We start from the raw sequence: 16762 nt of genomic DNA on the forward strand, positions 1-16762 counted from the left end.
GGAACGCGCGGCGGAAGCGGAAGCGGGGAACGCATCACAGCATCGCGTCGATCAGCATGAAACCGCCCACGGCCAGCAGCACCACGGCGAAGATCCGTTGCAGCGTGGGACCGGAGACCTTCCCGGCCAGCCGCTTGCCGTCCCACGCGCCGAGGATCGCGGCCCCGACGAACGGACCCACGACCGCCCAGTCGAGCGTGTCGACCGTGCCGGCGCGCGTCGCCAGCGCCGCGAGCGAGTTGACGGTGATGACCAGCAGGCTGGTGCCCACCGCGTTGCGCATCCGCATCCCGAGCACGCCCACCAGCGCCGGTACGGCGAGAAAACCCCCGCCGACACCGAGGACGCCGGTGACCGCGCCGAGCCCGGCGCCGGCCGCCGCGGCCCGGCCCGGACGGACGTGCGTGCCGGTGCCCGCCGCCTTGGCGGGCCGCAGCATGCGGACCGCGGCGCCCGCGGCCACCACACCGAAAGCCGCCGTGAGCACGCGCTCCGGAATGCGGTCGGCGAGCGCTCCGCCCAGCATCGCCGGGCCGATCCCGGCCGCCGCGAACAGCAGCCCCGTACGCCACCGGACGTTGCCGTCGCGGGCGTGCGCGGACAGCGCGGTGACGGAGGTGATCGTGACGATGACCAGGCTCGCGGTGGTCGCCGCGACCGGGGTGAATCCGAGCAGGTAGATCAGGGCGGGGACGGCCAGGACGCTGCCGCCGCCCCCGAGAGCGCCCAGCGCCAGGCCGATGACGGCACCGGCGGCCAGGGCGAGTATCACAGCACTCACGCGACGGTGCCCGCCTTGCCGCGCGAGTCCACCACCGGCAGCCCGGCCCCGGCCCAGTCCTGCATGCCGCCGACGACGTCCACGGCGTCCGCGCCGCGGGCGGCCAGCAGTTCGGCGGCCCGCCGGGAGCGGTTGCCCGAGCGGCAGATCACGATCAGCGGCCGGGCCTGCGCCCGTGCGGGCAGCCCCGCCCCCGAGGTCAGTGCGGACAGCGGCAGGTGGACGGCGTGGGGGGCGTGTCCCGCCTGCCATTCGTGGGGCTCGCGGACGTCGAGCAGCACGGCGTCGCCGCGCTCGGTGGAGCCGCCGTGGCCGGTGCGCCCGGCGGCCTCCTGCACGGTCACGCGGCCCGGGCCGCCCTTGCTGCGTCGGAAGATGCTCATCTCGGTGTCTGACTCCTGTTTCCGGATCTGTACGAAAGGCCGGCCCGGCCCGCTGCGGTGTCCCGGCGCCGTCAGCTGGTGCGCAGCACCAGCCCTGCCTTCTCGGCCGCGTCGAAGGAGTCGTCCACCGCGACGACGTCGCGGCCGACGGCGTCCAGCAGGGAAGCGGCGACGGCGGCGCGCATGCCGCCCGCGCAGTGCACCCAGACCTCGCCCTCGGGCACCTCGTCGACGCGCCGGTGCAGGGTGTGGACCGGGATGTGCACCGACCCCTCGATGTAGCCGCCCGCGCGCTCCGAGTCCCGGCGGACGTCGAGCACGACGACGCCCTCGGCCGGATGGCGGGTGGCCAGGTCGGCGAACACGGCGCGGCGGAAGGAGGCCGGCGTCTCGCCCTCGGGCAGCCAGTCCGCGGGACCGCCGGTGGCCGCGGCGGCCGGGCGGTCGATGCCCACCCGCACCAGTTCGCGCTGGGCGGCGGCGAGCTGCTCGGGCGACTCGGCGAGCAGGGTGACCGGCTTGCCCCACGGGATCAGCCAGGCGAGGTAGGTGGCGAGCTGCCCCTCGGCCTCGAAGTTGAACGAGCCGGAGACGTGTCCCGCGGCGAAGGCGACGCGGTTGCGCAGGTCGACCACCCACTCCCCGGCGGCCAGCCGGGCGGCGATCTCCCCGGCGTCGGCGACGGCGGGCGGGGTGAGGTCGATGGGCGCGGGGCCGGCGGCGTTGGCCGGTCCCATGTGCGTGTAGTAGGCGGGGATGTCGTCCAGGCCGGCCAGCAGGTCGGCGACGAAGGTGTCCACGTCCCGGGTGAGGGCCTCGTTGGTGGCCTTCTCCTTGCCGATGGTCGTGGAGCTGCCCTCCGCCTGGGAGGAGGAGCAGAAGCTGCCGAATCCGTGCGTGGGGAGCACGGCCGTCTCCTCCGGCAGCTCGGCGGCCAGCCGGTGCGCGGAGGCGTGCTGGGCCCGGGCGAGGTGCTCGGTCAGCCGCGGCTCGACGAGGTCGGGCCGGCCCACCGTGCCGATCAGCAGCGAGCCGCCGGTGAACACCGCGACGGCCGTGCCGTTCTCCTCCAGCACGTAGGAGGTGTGGTGCGGGGTGTGGCCGGGCGTCGCCAGGGCGCGCAGCACCAGGCCGGCGCCGGGGTCGACGTCGGCGAGCTCGCCGTCGCGCACCGGTACGCGTTCGAAGGAGACGCGGGCGTCTGCGGGCACGAGGTAGGAGGCGCCGGTGATCCGGGCCAGCTCCAGGCCGCCGGTGACGTAGTCGTTGTGCACGTGCGTCTCGACGACGTACGCGATACGCACCCCACGCCGGGCCGCCGCCGCGATCACCTGGTCGATGTCGCGCGGCGGGTCGACCGCTACGGCCGTCCGCTCGCCGCCCGCGAGGTAGCTGCGGTTGCCGAGCCCGGACAGCTCGATCGTGTCGACGAAGAACACGAAGTACTCCCTTCGAGTGATTCACTTACCCCGGGGGGTATGCATACGAAGGTAACATGAGTACCCCCTGGGGTATTTCCAAGGACGGGAAAAACCGGGGAAACACTCCACGAGTACCTCGCCCACGGCAGGACACCCGTCCCGCGGGCACGCCGACGAGAAAGGCCGACACCATGCGCTACGACCGCACCGTGCACCTCGACACCGACTTCGCCACCGCCGTCGCCCGCACCCGCGACGCCCTCGCCGCGCAGGGCTTCGGCATCCTCACCGAGATCGACGTCACCGCCACCCTCAAGGCCAAGCTCGACCACGACATGGAGGACTACGTCATCCTCGGCGCCTGCAACCCCGGCCTCGCCCACCGCGCCCTGGACACCGACCGCGGCATCGGCCTGCTGCTGCCCTGCAACGTCGTCGTCCGCCGCGACGGCGACCGCACCGCCGTGCAGGTCCTGGACCCCGGCACCATGGTCGCCCTCACCGAACTCGACGCCCTGCGCCCCGTGGCCGAGGAGGCCACCAGCCGCCTGGACGCCGCCCTCGCCGCCCTCACCGCGGCGGAAGCGGAGAGCTGACGCGGACGGCCGGAGTCCGCGGACGGCGGAGGTCCGCGGCAGGCGGAAGCCCGCAGCCGACGGAAGCCCGCAGCCGACGGAATGCGACCGACCGGGCCGCGTCCCCCGAGAAGGAGAACGTGCGATGAAGGCAGTCCAGGTCGTCGGCTACGGCCGCGCCCCCGAGATGACCGACGTCCCCGCTCCCGAGGTCACCGGCCCGCACGACGTGATCGTCCGGATCGGCGGCGCGGGCGTGTGCCGTACGGACCTCCACATCCTCGAAGGGCAGTGGGCCGAGAAGTCCGGCGTGACGCTGCCCTGCACCATCGGGCACGAGAACGCCGGCTGGGTGCACGCGGTCGGCGACGCCGTCACCAACGTCGCCGAGGGCGACAAGGTCATCCTGCATCCGCTGGTCACCTGCGGGCTGTGCCGGGCGTGCCGGCGGGGCGACGACGTGCACTGCGAGCAGAGCGCCTTCCCCGGCATCGACACGGACGGCGGCTACGCCGAGTACCTGCGGACCTCCGCCCGCAGCGTCGTACGCCTCGACGACTCCCTGGAGCCGGCCGGCGTCGCGGCCCTCGCCGACGCGGGCCTGACCGCCTATCACGCCGCCGCCAGGGCGGCCCGGCGGCTGCGGCCGGGCGACCGGTGCGTGGTCATCGGCGCGGGCGGGCTCGGGCACATCGGCGTCCAGGTGCTCAAGGTCCTCACGGCGGCCGAGATCGTCGTCGTGGACCGCAGTCCCGACGCGCTGGAGCTGGCCGGGTCCGTCGGCGCCGACCACACCGTGCTCGCCGGGGGACGGCAGGTGGAGGACGTCCTGGAGCTGACGGGCGGCCGGGGTGCCGAGACCGTCGTCGACTTCGTCGGCGAGGGCGGCGCGACCCGGGACGGGGTGCGCATGCTGCGCCGGGCGGGCGACTACCACGTGGTCGGGTACGGGGAGAACATCGACGTCCCGACCATCGACATCATCTCGGCCGAGATCAGCTTCATCGGCAACCTCGTCGGCTCCTACAGCGACCTGTGCGAGCTGATGGTGCTCGCCGCGCGGGGCCGGGTCCGGCTGCACACCACCGAGTACCCGCTCGACCGCTTCCAGGACGCCCTGGACGACCTCGACGCGGGCCGGGTCCGCGGACGCGCGATCCTGGTGCCCTGACCCGCGCCGGGAGGCGGGGCGGGTGGGCCCGGTGGCCGTTCAGTGCCGGGGCGGGGCCTCCGTCGTCAGCAGGGCCAGGTGGGCGAGGTCGCCGGGTGGCGGCGTCGTCATCGACCACAGCGGCGCCGGGGAACCGTAGGCGACCGCGGCCGGCGCGTCGGTCAGGTTCATCCGCTCGCGCAGACGGCCGTAGAAGTCCATCGGGCCCAGCCGGACGGCCCGCAGCCGGCGCGGGGCCGCGTACACGCCGATCCAGTCGCCCGGGTCGAGCACGCCGCGCAGCTGGCCGTCGATGCTCACCGCTGCCTGGCCCGACCGCTCGAGGACCCGCAGCCCGATGGGTTCGTCGGGCGCCGTGACGACCGACCGGTCGAAGGCCATGTGCGGGGCGACCGGCGTGAAGACGAGGGCCTCCGCGCGCGGCGAGACGACGGGCCCGCCGGCGGCGAAGCTGTAGGCGGTGGACCCGGTCGGGGTGGCGACGAGCACCGCGTCGGCCGAGTAGGACGCGAGGAGCCGGCCGGAGATGTAGACACCGACCGAGACCTGGCGGTCGCGGGCCAGCTTCTCCAGGACGATGTCGTTGAGCGCGGTGACGTGCAGCGGGATGCCCCACTCGTCGTCGGCCGCGCACTCGGCGCGCACTGGTGGAGGCGGCAGCAGCGGTCCCCTGCCGTAGCGGACCAGCGCGTCCACTCCCGGCGGCACCTCCAGGCGCCGGGAGGCACGCAGGGTGAGCAGCATCCGGCTGTCGATCCGCAGCCGTCCCTCGCGCACCGTGTCCAGTGCGGAACGCACCCCGGCGGCAGGCACCTCCGTCAGGAAACCGAGCCGGCCCAGGTCGACCCCCAGGACCAGGGCGTCGTTCTCGGCGGCGAGCCGGGCACCGCGCAGAAACGTGCCGTCGCCGCCCAGGGTGACGATGAGGTCGGGGTCGCCCGCTGCCTCGACCTCGTCGCAGGCGCTGCGCCGCCCGCCGTCGCGCCAGACGTCGATGTCGGCGCAGCGCACCGCGTGCTCCGCGCACCATCCCCGGACGACACCGGCCGCTTCCACCGCCGCCGGACGCCCGCTGTGCACGACCAGGCCGAGCCGGCTCACTGTCACGTGCACGTCCGCCTCCAGGACATCGCGGTCACCGGGACACCGCCCCCGTACGGGCTCGGTACCCACGCCGCACCGATTCGTACCGGTTTGTTCTGCTGTGTACCGGTACCTGGTCACCCCGTATCTGCCCCGGGCGGCGCGGGAACAGGAGCCGGGCCGCGTCCTCGGCCCGTCTTCCCGGCGCCTCCCTCAGCCCCTCCCGCCGTTCTTCGCGCACGCGCGGGCGAAGTCCGCGGTGCGGGTGAAGCACTCTTCGACCCCCTCCTCGGACAGGCCCACCCACAGGTGGTCCGCGCCGGTCAGGAGCCGCAGGTCGGGGTGGTGGCCCGAGCGGCGCAGGGCGTCGGCGAGGCGGATGGACTGGCGGGCGGGGACGATCGTGTCGTCGGCGCCGTGCAGCAGGAGGAACGGCGGCGCCTCCGGGCCCACCCGGCCGACGGGGCTGGCGTCGCGGGCCGCGTCGGGCCGGTCGGCGGGCGGGCCGCCGAGCAGCAGCGCCTCGAAGCTGGCCGGGTCGTGGGCGTCGAACCGGCCGGGCGGGCAGTCCTCGGCGAGGCCCGCCAGGTCGGTGGGCGCGTACCAGGTCACGCAGCCGGTGACGGTGGCCGTGCCGGGACGGGTGTGCTGGGTGAGCGCGGTCAGTGCGGCCAGGTGCCCGCCGGCGGACTCCCCCCACAGCACCGTGCGCGAGGTGTCCACGCCGAGGTCGCCGGCCCGGCCGTGCAGCCAGGCGAGCGCGGTGGCCAGGTCGTCGGTCTGGGCCGGGTGGGGCGCCTCGCCGGTGAGGCGGTAGTCGGGGCAGGCCACGGCGAGACCGGCCCGGGCCAGCCGGGCGAAGGGGCCGGGCCGCCAGTGGCGGAAACGGGGGCCGAGGTCGTCGCGCAGGCCCGTGCGCCAGGCGCCGCCGTGGACGAAGACGATCAGCGGGACCGGTCCGGCGGCGCTGTCGGGGAGCCACAGGTCGACGGTGAGCGGGCGGCTGCCGTCGGGGACCGCGTAGACGGCGCCGCGCAGCAGCCGCACGCCGTCGGCGGGACGCGCCGCGGGCGGCAGCGGCAGGGCCAGCGGGTCGGGCGGCGCGAGCAGGTGGAACGGGAACGGCGCGGGTGCCGGGTGGGTCATCGTGGTGGTCCGTCCGTCAGCGGGCCGGGCGCGGCAGGACGCGGCAGGACGCGGCGCGCGTTGGCGGTGGTGAGGTGGCGCCAGCTCGCGGCGCCGTCGGGTGCGGGTGCGGCGTCGAGAGCGGCGACGTGGGCCTCCACTCCGGCGGCGGGGGTCCAGCAGTGGTCGCTGCCGTACAGCAGCCGGTCGGGGGCGACGAGGTTCAGCAGGGCGGGCAGCTGGCGCGGCAGGGCCGGCCCGGCGAGGTCGTAGTAGAGGCGCCCGAGCTCCGCCACGGCGTCGGGCGCCTCGGTTCCGGCGGGCATGAACATCTTCATGAACCCGTTGATGCGGTCCGCCAGCACGGGCAGGGCGCCGCCGCAGTGCGGCACGATCACCGTCAGGTCGCGGTGGCGCCGGAGGGTGCCGGACATCAGCAGGTCGGTGACGGTGCGGGCGGTGTCGAAGATGAACTCGACCATGGGGCGGGGGCGTCCCAGGGCGGACCGTTCCCAGCACACCGGCGAGGTCGGGTGCAGGAAGACGACCGCGCCCCGCCGGTCCAGCTCGGCCCACACCGGCTCCAGGTCCGGGTTGCCGAGGTAGGTGCCGTGCGTGTGGGACTCCAGGACCACGCCGTCGGCGCCCAGGGTGTCGTAGGCGTGGGCGATCTCCGCCAGGGCGCCGTCGACGTCCGGCAGCGGCAGGGAGGCGAACAGACCGAAGCGGCCGGGGTGTTCGCGTACGGTGTCGGCGCCCGCCTCGTTGACCTCGCGGGCCAGGCGCCGGGCGGCGGCGTCGTCGCCGAAGTGGACGCCCGGCGACGAGACGGACAGCATCGACGTCTCGATGCCGCAGCGGTCCATCAGCTCCAGGTGCGCGGCGGCCGACCAGGCGGGCCAGGCGGGGACCCCGTCGGGCAGTTCGTGTCCGGCCTCGCGCGCCTGCCGGACGTAGGAGTCGGTGACGAAGTGGGCGTGGACGTCGAGGTAGCCGTGGGTGTCAAGGGACACGGGATGTTCCTCCTTCTGCGGCGGGGGTGAGGCGGCGGGGCGGCGCGTGGGGCGCTCGCGTACGCGCATCAGGCGCTCGCGTACGCGCATCAGGCGGTCGCGTACGGCGATGGCACCGCGTTCGCCGAGCACGATGCCGGCCAGCCCGGTCAGACCGATCAGCGGCGGGGCCGGCGAGGTCAGGTCCAGCGCCTGGTACAGCCCGCCCATGAGCAGTCCGGCGGCGAGCGAGAGACCGGCCCGGCGCAGGAAGACGCGCGGGGCGGCGGGCTCGCCGCTCACAGAACTCTCAGGGGTCTCACGGGTCACAGGGGTCACAGGGGTCACAGGGGCCACAGGGCTCGTAGGGCTCGTACCGGTCACGGCCTCTCACCGGTCCCACAGGGCGCCCAGCGCCGCCTGGCCGAGCCCCATGCCCAGCAGGCCGAACAGCGCCACCGGCGGCGGCGCGGGCGACTTCACCCGCACCCACCACGTAGGCCACGCCGACCAGGACGCCGGCCAGCAGGACCCTCAGATACGGCATCGGCTCAGCTCCCGGTGCGCCACTGGTGATCCGGCAGGAAGGTGACGTCGTACCGCTGCGGCACGGTGCCGAACTTCTGCGGCTCCGGCACGTACGGCCGCTGCGGCAGGCCCAGTGCCTCGGTGGGGGTGCCGAGACTCTCGAAGAACCGCTCGAAGGTGCCGCTCGGGCCCGCGGCCACGCCGACGATACGGCTGTGGTGGCGCTCGATGCGGTAGGCGTGCGGGCAGTTCTTGGGCACGAAGCCGAAGTCGCCGGCCGTGAGCAGCTTCTCGTGCTGCTCGCCCTCCAGGTCCTCCGCGAACAGGCGCACGGCGCCGTCGGTGATGTAGAAGACCTCGTAGGTGTCCGGGTGGGAGTGGGCGGGGATCAGGTCGCCCTTGGGCCCCTCGCAGGTGAAGAAGTTGAAGGTGTTCTCGGTCTGCTCACCGCCGGCGTAGACGGTGAAGAGGTCGGTGAAGAGGTGGGCGCGGTCGCCCATGCCCTTCTCCACGAAGTACGGCTTGCCGGGCTCGGCCGGAATGCGCGAACGGCTGCGGTAGCGGGTGGCGAACTCGATGGTCACGGCGATCCTCTCTGATCGGGACCCAGTGCGGGCGGCGCGTACCCCGGCCGGCGGCTCCCGGCGGGGCGGGTACCGGCGGGCGGCTCCCGGCGGGTGTTCGGGCGCGGTGCACGGACCGGGTGTGCGGGCCGCGGGGTGGCCGGGCTGCGTGTCCGGGGACGGCGGGGTGCGGGTGGCTCCGGCGGCGGGGGCGGCCCTTGCGGCTCCTGCACAACCTAGGTCCGGCAGCGCGGGCCCCCCGGCATACACTCGGCCACGCGATGAAGAAAAACGGACAGATCCCGGCGCAGGGCGGGGCGGCGGGCATCCCGGCCGTGCCGTACCGTCCGAGTCCGGGCCGGCCGCCCGGCCTGGAGGTCCTCGACCTGCCGGGACTGGCCGAGCGCGCCCGGGAGCGGCGGCTGCCGCTCACGACGCCCGCGCGCCCGGGTTTCCACCTGCTGATCGCGCTGCGCCGCGGCCGGCTGGAGTGCTCCGTGGACTTCACCGCCTACCGCCTGACCGCCGGGGACTGGCTGTGGGTGTGGCCGGGCCAGGTGGTCCATTTCCCCTCAGGACACGAGGGCGGCGACGGAACGGTGCTGGTCGTCCCGCCGGGCTTCCCCAGCGCGGCCACCGACGCGCTGATCCGGGACAGCGAGCACGTCCCGCACCGGCTGATCACGCCGGGCGAGGAACGCCAGGCAGCCCTGCTGCGGCTGCTCGACACGCTGACGGACGAGCACGCCGCGCTGAGCGACCTGCCGCTGGAGGCGTACGTGGAGACGCTGCGCGACCTGCTGTCCGTGATCCTCATCCGGCTCGTCCACCTGGCCGACCCGCTGCGCGCGACACGCACCGGCGACGAGCCCTTCCAGCGGTTCCGTCGGGCCGTGGAGGAGGGCTTCCGCCGCACCCACCGGGTCGAGGACTACGCCGCCGGCCTGGGGTACAGCCCCCGCACCCTCACCCGGGCCACCCGCGCCGCCCTCGGCTGCGGCGCCAAGCGGTACATCGACGACCGGGTGCTGCTGGAGGCCAAACGCCTCCTCATCCACACCCCACTGCCGACCGCCGTGATCGGCGAAAGCATCGGCTTCTCCCACGCCACGGCCTTCAGCGCCTTCTTCCGCCACCGCACCGGCATGACCCCGACCGAATTCCGCTCCGTGACGCGCCCCTGAGGCCGGGCATCACGGCGTCGCGGCAGGCCGGGGGCGGATCTGCATCCCGGGGCGGCGGCGGTGGACGGTGAAGTAGGCGATGCCCTCCTCCCCCGCGGTCAGGCTGCGGGTGGACCCGTGGGGCAGCCACAGCACGGTGCCCGGGGTCAGGTCCTGGGGCCCGTCGGCGGCCGGGGCGTCGACCGTTCCGGAGCCGGCGACGACCGTGACCAGCACGTCCAGGTCGGGTTCGGTGTGGGTGGCGATGCGCTCGCCGGGCGGCAGCCGTACGAGATTGGCGTCGAGTTGGCGCCCGCTCTCCGCCAGCTTCCAGGCCACCTCGACCGACGCGGGCGGCCGGCCGGTCAGCGCCCGGGCGTCGCACAGGATCTGCGGGAGTGGCTCGGATGGCATGGGACTCCTTGGGGGGCCGGGTCTTACGGCTCTAATTATTACAGGTACCATTTGGAAAAATTCCAGGTCCAGGTCCAGGTCCAGGTCCAGGACCAGGACCAGGGACCGAGAGCGGGAACGGACGCGGGTGCAGGGAGGCCGGAGCGACATGTCCACCGGGCGGGAGAGCCCTCGCCGTCGCGAGGTGCTGGAGGTGTTGCGGGCCGCCGCGGCACCGCTGGGCGTCACGGACGTGGCCGAGCGGATGCGGGTGCACCCCAACACCGTGCGCTTCCACCTGGACGCGCTGGTGAGCGAGGGCCTGGTGCAGCGGCGTACCGAGGAGCCGTCGGGCCGCGGACGGCCCAGGACCGTCTACGCCGCGGAGCCGGGCATGCACCGGGGAGGCACGCGCGGCTACCGGCTCCTGGCACAGATGCTGCTCGGTCAACTGGCGTCCACCGGGCCGGAGGCGCACCGGGCCGCCACGGAGGCCGGCCGGGCGTGGGGCGCCTTCCTGGTCGATCCGGCACCGCCGCTCCGGCAGCCGACCGCCGGGCAGGCCGCCGACGGACTCGTCGCCCTGCTGGACGACCTCGGGTTCGCCCCCACCGCCGAACACGGGGAAGAGGGCGCCGCAGCGCCGGAGCGCATCCGGCTGCGGCACTGCCCCTTCCTCGAACTGGCAGAGGAATACGGGCAGTTGGTGTGCCCGCTCCATCTCGGCCTGATGCAAGGGGCGTTGGCCGGACTGCGCGCCCCGCTGGACGCGGCCCGGCTGGAGCCGTTCGCCACCCCCGACTCCTGCGTCGCCCATCTCCGGCCCGCGCCGGTCTGACGGCGCGCACACCACCTCCTCCCCCCCTGACTTCTGAGACTCCTGATATCCGTGAGCCGTCCGAGAAAGGCAACACCTCGATGAACACCACGTCAGCCGCCGCCGCTGGGGCAGTCACCTTCGTCTGGCTCGGTATGGTGCTGGCGATCTCCTTCCTGGAGGCGCCGCTGAAGTTCCGTGCCCCCGGCGTGACCGTCCCCCTCGGCCTGGGCATCGGCCGGCTGGTGTTCCGGGCGCTGAACTCCGTCGAGGCCGTCCTGGCCGTCGCGGTGATCGTCGCGGTCGCCGTGGGAGACCCGACGGCGTCGATCGTCGCGCTGACCGTCGTCGTGACCGTCTCGCTGGCCGGCCAGCTGGCCGTGATCCGCCCCCGGCTCAACCGCCGTTCCGACCGCGTCCTGGCCGGGGAGGAGCTGCCCCGCTCACGTGGTCATCTCGCTTACGTGGCCGTGGAGTTGGTCAAGGTGATCGCCCTGCTCGTGCTGGGCGTCAGCCTCCTCGCGGTCTGACCGCGGCCGGTGCGCCGGGCCCGGCACCGCAGCCCGGCCCGGTGGCATCGCCAGGCGGCACCGCACGGTGGTACGTCACGCGTTCGGCGCGTCGGCTCCGTCCGGCCCTGCCCCGTACGCGGCGCGCCCGGGCGCGCGGAGGGTGCGGGCGCCGTCGGGGCCGTAGCCGAAGCGGATCACCACCTGCGGGTGGCACCGACGCCACGCCGGGCCGCTGGCCGCCCGCAGGTCCGGCCACTCCATCGCCTGGTGCAGGAGCGAGGTGCGCACCCCGTGCGCGGTCGCGGTGAGCAGCACGCGCTGCAGGGCCTGGCCGGCTCGCAGCCAGTTCTCACGCCGGTCGTGGGTGGTCCACAACAGGGCGAAGTGGGTGTGGCGTTCGAAGCGCAGGGCGGGCAGGCGCAGAGCGGGCGGCAGCGGTCCCGTGAAGTCCCGCATCGGCACCCGTCCGGCCGCGTCCCGCGGGCCGAGGGCGGTGGCCGGGATGCCGTACGGGGTGGCCGCTCCCGGGGCGGTGATCCAGGCGCGACTCTCGGCCGTGCGCAGCGGGTTGGTGTGGTTGCGGGCCTCGGCGGCGGCGGTCAGGCGCAGCAGCCGCCGGGTTCCGGCGATGTCCGGCAGGTGCAGCCGGGCGCCCTCGGCGTGCGCCGCAGCGCTCATCTCCGCGACGACCGGTTCGGGCACCGGGCGGCCGGTGAACGGCATCCGGCTGGTGTGCCGCCGCGCGATGGCGTCGTAGAGGTCGGGTTCGGGGGCGTGGTAGCCGTCCTCGTCGAACGGGCCGGTCAGCTGGACGGCGGCCAGCAGCGCGGGGTCGGCCGGGTCCGGCAGCAGCCGCACCCTCGGTTGCCAGCCCATGTGGGCTGCCGCGAGGCGGAGGTTGAACACGGCCGCGCCCACCGACAGGTACTGGGCGCGCCGGAAGGGGTCGGCCAGCGGCAGTGACCGCTCCGGCGCCGGGCGGACCTCCAGCGCCCGGCTGTCCGGGTCGAGCCGGAAGCGCCAGGGCTGGGTGTTGTGGATCGACGGCGCCGCCACGGCGGCCGCCAGCAGCGCCTCCAGGGCAGCGGCGTCCAGGACTTGGGTGCGCACGGTGTCTCCTCCCTACTGCGGGCGACCCGATCGTCCGTGAGTGCGTGCGGACCGGGACGGGTCGGCGTCCGCGGGTTTGTGCTGTGCCGGGTCAGTCGCGGCCGAGGCGGAGCCGCCAGGTCGCGGGACCCCGTTGCAGGTACTCCACGGCGAAGCGTCCCGGGTCGCGCCGCTCGATCTGCGCGAGCAGGCGCAGCGGATCGTGCGGGGCGACGAGCACCAGCGCGCGGCCGGCCGGGACGGCGTCGAGCGCGCCGAGGACCGTGGCGTGGCACAGGGCGTGCGGAACCGACCGCACGTCCAGTTCGGGCACCTCGGTGTCCTGGGCACCGCCGCCGCAGCGGCACGCTCCGCCGCAACCGCCCTGCTGCCCGGCGTCGGCCTCGGTCCCGGTCTCGGCTTCGGTCTCCGCCTCCGCCGTCTCCGACGGCCTCTCGGCGGCCGGGCGCGTTTCGGTGGCCGGGCGCGTTTCGGTGGCCGGGCGCGTTTCGGCGGCCGGGCGCGTTTCGGCGGCCGGGCGCGTTTCGGTGACCCGGGGCGCGGGGGTGGCGTCGGGCGTCGTGTCGTCGGCGAGCCGTTCGTGCAACTCGCCGAGCAGCGCGGCGAATCGGACGCCCGGCGCCACCGCGAGCAGCGGCAGCACCAGACCGTTCTCCTTGGCGACGTGCTCCTCGAAGAGCACCTGCAGGGCGCGGGCGTCGGCCGCCGCGCCGGTCGGGTTGGACGCGGTGCGCAGGGCGTCGACGAGCACGATCATGCAGCTGTGTTCGGCGATGAGGCTCTCGACGAGCAGCCGGCTGTCGGGCAGCCGACGCGCGGCGGGATAGAGCACGGCCTCCTCGGCGGCCGCGTGCGGCAGCAGTTCGCGCTCGCAGAAGGCGACGAGACCGGCGCGGATCCGCCCGGCGGCCCCCGGCTCGTGGTCCGCGGCGGCGAGCAGCGCCGTCACCCGTCCGGCCAACTCCCCGGCCAGGAGGGCGCGGTGTGTCTCGGCCGCCTCGAGGGCGGCGGCGTCCTCGGGCGCCGACGCCAGGGTGAGAGCACTCACGGCTTGCCTCCAGCGGTTCACGGCCGGAGTTTCCGGCCAGTGCGGTGGGCCGACTCGTCCGCCACGCCCCGACGCGGCCGGCGCTCCCGCCGACGGCGTTGAGCGGGGCTCCGACGCCGGGGCGTGGCGGACATCCATCCGGCACGACGGGTGGGACGCCCGGACGGCGACCGGGCCGGGACCGCGCTGCCGCGACCCTTGGACACGAGGAGACGTGGCCGGGCAGCCGTACCCGACGGTCCGGTGGCTCCCGGCCGGTCGGTGACCAGCATCATCGCGCCGCCCACGCCGGGTCCTGGGCCGGACGGTCCACCGGCTCCGGCCCCCCGGCCCCCGCTTCGGCCCGCGGAACAGGGCCTAACGGCCGCCCCGGAAGGGATCTTCGGCCCGGGTGGGACGGCGCCGGCGCCGGTTAACCTCCGGGATCATGAACAGCGGCCCCTCCCCGCCGCTGCGGACGTCCGTCCCGGCAGGCCCGCCGGTGCGCCTCCCGGTGACCGCGGCGCCGACGCCGGGCGGACGGACGGCACCGCCCGCGCGGCCCGCGGCGACACCGAGCGAGGCGGCCACGCCCGTGGCCGGACCTGCGGACGGCACCCCGTACACGGGCGTGGCCAGGACCGCAGGCGCACCCCTGCCCCTCCCCCTCCCCCTGCCTCTGCGCACGTCTCGCCGCAGCCGCGCTCAGCGCGCGATCACCCAGTCCGGCATCCAGGTGCCGGCGGCGTCGTGACCGGGCGTCGCGGCGGCGAGGTGGGCGCGGAGGGTGGCCAGCGCCGGGTGGGGGTTGTCGCGGTGCCAGAGCAACGAGTGCGGGTAGACCGGCGTCGGGTCGGTCACCGGGATGCGGCGCAGGCCGTGGCCGGCGGGCCAGACGAGCCGGGTGTCTCCGCCCATGAAGGTGGCCAGGGCCGGGGTGTCGGCGACGGTGTCGAGGAGCGCGTCGGAACCGAAGTTGGGGCCGGTCGCCTCGATGGTGAGACCGAACTCGGCGACGAGGTCGTCGTAGTAGGCGGCCCACTCGGTGCCGGGGACGATGCCGGGCATCCAGATCCGGTGCCCGGCGAGCCGGGCGAGGGGCACCGAGCGGGCGCCCGCCAGGACGTGGGCGGGGCCGGTGAGGAGCTGGAGCGGCTCGTCGAGCACCCGGACGGAGGCGATGTCCTCGGGAAAGGGCCGGCCGGGCGCGGCGACGGCGCGGAAGGAGGCGTCGATCTCACCCGACCGGATCGCGGCGACGGCCGTCTCGATGTCGAACAGCATCACCACGTCGAGGTCGATCTCGGGGTGCGCGCGGTGGAAGCCCCGCATCAGGCCCGACGCCGCGCCGCGCGAGGCGATGATGTCGACGCGCAGCGGGCGGTGGCCGGTGCGCACGGACGAGACCGCGCGTTCGGCGACGCGCAGCAGCTCGCGCGCGTGGGGCAGGAACGCCTGCCCGTCGATGGTGAGTTCGGCGCCGCGCGGGGTCCGCGCGAACAGCCGCACGCCGAGGGCGCGCTCCAGCGCTGCGATGCGCTTGGAGACGGCCTGCTGGGTGACCGCCAGTTCGGCGGCGGCCTCCTGGAACTGTCCCGCGTCGGCGGCGGCGACGAAGGTCCGGACGGTGTCGAGGTCCATGCCGACACCCTAGGGACACAACCGTCGGTTGTGTCCCGCGGCTCCGCGGTTGTTTGATCCCTGGTCGCGGCGCTCGCTTTGATGCTTCCGATCGCGGATCGGTTGTGCGGGTGACGAGGGGCGTCGGACATGAGGAGCGGGCAGCGGGTGGGGCATCCGCCCGGGCACCGGCTGGGGCGGCGGTTCGGGTGGCTCTGGGGAGCGTACGGGACCAGCGCGCTCGGCACCTGGCTCGCCTTCGGGGCGTTCCCGCTGATCGCCGTCCGGGTGCTGCGCGCCGGGCCGGCCGAGGTCGCCGCGCTCTCCGCGGTGGGGTCCGCGGTGGGCGCGGCCGTGGCGGTGCCGCTCGGCCCGTGGGTGGAGTTCCGCCGCAAGCGGCCCGTGCTGATCGCGATGGACCTGGTGCGGTTCGCGGCGCTGCTGACGGTCCCCGCCGCGTTCGCGCTCGGCGTGCTCACCTTCCTCCAGCTCCTGCTGGTGTCGGTCGTCGTGGCGGCGGCCGACATCACCTTCCGCGCCGTCTCCGGCGCGTACCTGAAGACGCTGCTGCCGGCCGAGGACCTGCTCGTCGCCAACGCCCGCTTCGAGTCGACGACCTGGACGACCACGATCATCGGTCCGCCGCTGGGCGGCGCGGCGACCGGACTGCTCGGGCCGGTGGCGACGGTGGTGGCCGACGCGGTCAGCTACCTGCTCTCGGCCTTCGGCATCCGCGCGATGGGCGGCCGGGAGCCGCGGCCCGAGCGCCCTGCGGCGGCGCGCCTGCGGGCCCGGGACCTGCTGGACGGCTGGCGGTACATCCTCGCCGACGCGACGCTGCGTCCGCTGTTGTGCAACACCGCCCTGTTCAACGGCCTGGTGATGGCCGTCCAGCCGCTGCTGGCCGTCCTGATGCTCGGCCGGCTCGGGTTCGCACCGTGGCAGTACGGCCTCGCCTTCGCCGCGCCCTCGATCGGCGGGCTGCTCGGTTCCCGGCTGGCCCGGCCACTCGTCACCCGGTTCGGGCAGCACCGGGTGCTGGTCACGGCCGGGACGCTGCGCGCGGTCTGGCCCGTCGGCCTGGCGTTCCTGGGGCCGGGTGCCGGCGGGCTGCTGCTGGTGACGGGCGTCGAGTTCGGGCTGATCCTCTGCTGCGGGGTCTTCAACCCCGTCCACGCCACCTGCCGCCTCCAGCGCACCGCGACCGACCGGGCCGCCCGCACACTGTCCGCCTGGGCGGTGACGACCAAGGCCTCGACCGCGCTGCTGACGGCCGTCTGGGGCCTGTTGGGGAGCCTGCTCGGCCCGCGTACGGCCGTCGGCCTGGCCGGCGTGTTCCTGCTGACGACCCCACTGCTGCTCCCCCGCCGCGCGGCAGGGCCTCTCCACGAGCCGGAGCCGGAGCCGGCGCCGACGCCGACACCGGGCCGCCCCTGAGAGTCAGCCCCCGCGGACGGCACCACGGCCGCCCCCACAGCCGGCACCGCGGCCGGCACCC

At 75.1% G+C, this 16762-nt stretch carries 18 protein-coding genes and 1 pseudogene; 6 read left to right on the top strand and 13 right to left on the bottom strand.

What is annotated here, in order from left to right; translation table 11 throughout:
* Nucleotides 1-34: 34 nt before the first annotated feature.
* From ACH4ZX_RS14850 to ACH4ZX_RS14860, 3 genes are all read right to left on the bottom strand, one after another.
* On the bottom strand, nt 35-781 hold the full coding sequence (locus ACH4ZX_RS14850) for a sulfite exporter TauE/SafE family protein (RefSeq protein WP_398272184.1): 747 nt from the start codon (nt 779-781) through the stop codon (nt 35-37).
* Nucleotides 778-1164, bottom strand: a complete 387-nt coding sequence (locus tag ACH4ZX_RS14855) for a rhodanese-like domain-containing protein (protein ID WP_398272185.1) — start codon at nt 1162-1164, stop codon at nt 778-780. The genes ACH4ZX_RS14850 and ACH4ZX_RS14855 overlap by 4 nt, the downstream gene beginning before the upstream one ends.
* Nucleotides 1165-1235: 71 nt before the next feature.
* Nucleotides 1236-2603, bottom strand: coding sequence for a rhodanese-like domain-containing protein (locus ACH4ZX_RS14860; protein ID WP_398272186.1), 1368 nt, complete (start codon nt 2601-2603; stop codon nt 1236-1238).
* Between the two features lie 173 nt (nt 2604-2776).
* Between ACH4ZX_RS14860 and ACH4ZX_RS14865 the strand changes: the two genes are divergently transcribed.
* Nucleotides 2777-3181 carry a DUF302 domain-containing protein gene (locus tag ACH4ZX_RS14865; protein WP_398272187.1) on the top strand — a complete coding sequence of 135 codons (405 nt, stop codon included), beginning with the start codon at nt 2777-2779 and terminating at the stop codon, nt 3179-3181.
* Nucleotides 3182-3305: 124 nt separating this feature from the next.
* Nucleotides 3306-4331: an NAD(P)-dependent alcohol dehydrogenase gene (locus tag ACH4ZX_RS14870; protein WP_398272188.1), complete on the top strand. Its 1026-nt coding sequence runs from the start codon at nt 3306-3308 to the stop codon at nt 4329-4331.
* Nucleotides 4332-4370: 39 nt separating this feature from the next.
* On the opposite strand, the gene ACH4ZX_RS14875 is transcribed toward ACH4ZX_RS14870, so the two are convergent.
* The 6 genes and pseudogenes from ACH4ZX_RS14875 to ACH4ZX_RS14900 form a co-directional block, all read right to left on the bottom strand.
* Nucleotides 4371-5438 carry an NAD(+)/NADH kinase gene (locus ACH4ZX_RS14875; protein WP_398272462.1) on the bottom strand — a complete coding sequence of 356 codons (1068 nt, stop codon included), beginning with the start codon at nt 5436-5438 and terminating at the stop codon, nt 4371-4373.
* Nucleotides 5439-5627: 189 nt separating this feature from the next.
* Nucleotides 5628-6560 (bottom strand): alpha/beta hydrolase fold domain-containing protein, encoded by a 933-nt coding sequence (locus ACH4ZX_RS14880; RefSeq protein ID WP_398272190.1) that lies wholly within the window; start codon nt 6558-6560, stop codon nt 5628-5630.
* Nucleotides 6557-7621: an amidohydrolase family protein gene (locus ACH4ZX_RS14885; RefSeq protein ID WP_398272463.1), complete on the bottom strand. Its 1065-nt coding sequence runs from the start codon at nt 7619-7621 to the stop codon at nt 6557-6559. Before ACH4ZX_RS14885 ends, ACH4ZX_RS14880 begins: the two co-directional genes overlap by 4 nt.
* Before the next feature lie 27 nt (nt 7622-7648).
* Nucleotides 7649-7915, bottom strand: a pseudogene (locus tag ACH4ZX_RS14890) (DUF1427 family protein); the annotation flags it as partial.
* Nucleotides 7916-7921: 6 nt separating this feature from the next.
* Nucleotides 7922-8014 (bottom strand): hypothetical protein, encoded by a 93-nt coding sequence (locus ACH4ZX_RS14895; RefSeq protein ID WP_398272192.1) that lies wholly within the window; start codon nt 8012-8014, stop codon nt 7922-7924.
* 68 nt (nt 8015-8082) lie between these two features.
* Nucleotides 8083-8643 (bottom strand): quercetin 2,3-dioxygenase, encoded by a 561-nt coding sequence (locus ACH4ZX_RS14900; RefSeq protein WP_398272194.1) that lies wholly within the window; start codon nt 8641-8643, stop codon nt 8083-8085.
* Nucleotides 8644-8903: 260 nt separating this feature from the next.
* On the opposite strand from ACH4ZX_RS14900, the gene ACH4ZX_RS14905 reads away from it, so the two are divergent.
* Nucleotides 8904-9806, top strand: coding sequence for a helix-turn-helix transcriptional regulator (locus ACH4ZX_RS14905; RefSeq protein WP_398272195.1), 903 nt, complete (start codon nt 8904-8906; stop codon nt 9804-9806).
* Between the two features lie 9 nt (nt 9807-9815).
* Here the strand turns inward: ACH4ZX_RS14905 and ACH4ZX_RS14910 are convergent, their stop codons facing one another.
* Nucleotides 9816-10199, bottom strand: a complete 384-nt coding sequence (locus tag ACH4ZX_RS14910; protein WP_398272197.1) for a cupin domain-containing protein — start codon at nt 10197-10199, stop codon at nt 9816-9818.
* A 148-nt stretch (nt 10200-10347) separates the two neighbouring features.
* On the opposite strand from ACH4ZX_RS14910, the gene ACH4ZX_RS14915 reads away from it, so the two are divergent.
* A complete protein-coding gene (locus tag ACH4ZX_RS14915; protein ID WP_398272199.1) occupies nt 10348-11016 on the top strand; it encodes a helix-turn-helix transcriptional regulator in 669 nt (222 codons plus the stop codon).
* Between the two features lie 80 nt (nt 11017-11096).
* Nucleotides 11097-11525 (top strand): hypothetical protein, encoded by a 429-nt coding sequence (locus tag ACH4ZX_RS14920; protein ID WP_398272201.1) that lies wholly within the window; start codon nt 11097-11099, stop codon nt 11523-11525.
* Nucleotides 11526-11600: 75 nt separating this feature from the next.
* On the opposite strand, the gene ACH4ZX_RS14925 is transcribed toward ACH4ZX_RS14920, so the two are convergent.
* The 3 genes from ACH4ZX_RS14925 to ACH4ZX_RS14935 form a co-directional block, all read right to left on the bottom strand.
* Nucleotides 11601-12617 (bottom strand): Acg family FMN-binding oxidoreductase, encoded by a 1017-nt coding sequence (locus ACH4ZX_RS14925; RefSeq protein ID WP_398272203.1) that lies wholly within the window; start codon nt 12615-12617, stop codon nt 11601-11603.
* Between the two features lie 91 nt (nt 12618-12708).
* Nucleotides 12709-13665 (bottom strand): DUF2249 domain-containing protein, encoded by a 957-nt coding sequence (locus tag ACH4ZX_RS14930; protein ID WP_398272205.1) that lies wholly within the window; start codon nt 13663-13665, stop codon nt 12709-12711.
* A 684-nt stretch (nt 13666-14349) separates the two neighbouring features.
* Nucleotides 14350-15285 carry a LysR family transcriptional regulator gene (locus ACH4ZX_RS14935; protein ID WP_398272207.1) on the bottom strand — a complete coding sequence of 312 codons (936 nt, stop codon included), beginning with the start codon at nt 15283-15285 and terminating at the stop codon, nt 14350-14352.
* Nucleotides 15286-15414: 129 nt separating this feature from the next.
* Between ACH4ZX_RS14935 and ACH4ZX_RS14940 the strand changes: the two genes are divergently transcribed.
* Nucleotides 15415-16701, top strand: a complete 1287-nt coding sequence (locus tag ACH4ZX_RS14940) for an MFS transporter (RefSeq protein ID WP_398272209.1) — start codon at nt 15415-15417, stop codon at nt 16699-16701.
* Nucleotides 16702-16762 lie beyond the last annotated feature (61 nt).

The sequence above is a fragment of the Streptomyces sp. NPDC020490 genome (genome assembly GCF_044335305.1).
In the GTDB taxonomy this organism is placed as follows: Bacteria; Actinomycetota; Actinomycetes; order Streptomycetales; family Streptomycetaceae; genus Streptomyces.